Origin of the sequence: Rahnella ecdela, assembly GCF_019049625.1 — a bacterium.
Taxonomy (GTDB): Bacteria; Pseudomonadota; Gammaproteobacteria; order Enterobacterales; family Enterobacteriaceae; genus Rahnella; species Rahnella ecdela.
The window spans coordinates 1-450 of the sequence record NZ_JAFMOY010000043.1; the positions used below are offsets into that span (position 1 = coordinate 1).

The 450-nt window shown below is 49.8% G+C and carries 1 protein-coding gene and 1 pseudogene; one reads left to right on the forward strand and one right to left on the reverse strand.

Annotated features, from left to right (window positions below):
- Positions 1-380: contractile injection system protein, VgrG/Pvc8 family (locus J1784_RS00195; protein ID WP_274387286.1), on the forward strand; the 380-nt coding region annotated here is incomplete at its 5' end.
- Here J1784_RS00195 and J1784_RS00200 read toward each other — a convergent pair.
- Positions 331-450 (reverse strand): annotated as a pseudogene (locus J1784_RS00200) (IS30 family transposase); the annotation flags it as partial. The gene J1784_RS00195 and the pseudogene J1784_RS00200 overlap by 50 nt on opposite strands.

Sequence of the window (450 nt, forward strand, 5' to 3'; positions counted from 1 at the left end):
CTCTGACTATCTGGCAGGGCGAAGAAATCAAACGACGGGTGCGCGGTATCGTGACCTTTTGCGAACAGGGCGATACCGGTAAACATCAGACACTGTATCGCCTGACCATCCGTCCCAACCTCTGGCGAAGTGCGCAGCGCCGTAACTGCCGCAGTTTTCAGAACCTCGATATTGAGGGCATTCTCCAGCCCCTGCTCAAAGAAATGGGCATCGTTAAATACGACACCCTGTTTCGCGCCTCGCACGACTGGCGGGAGTTTTGCGTACAGTTTATGGAAAGCGACTACGAATTTATCCGGCGCCTGATTGCTGAAGAAGGCATTTGTAGATTCAACTTGTCAACGCAACACCCTTTTCAAAAACCTGTTTTGGCGTCTTAAATTTCAATGTTTTCCTCGGCCTGTTGTTTAATTGCTCTGCGACATGGTCTAGGTCTTCTTGTGAATGTTG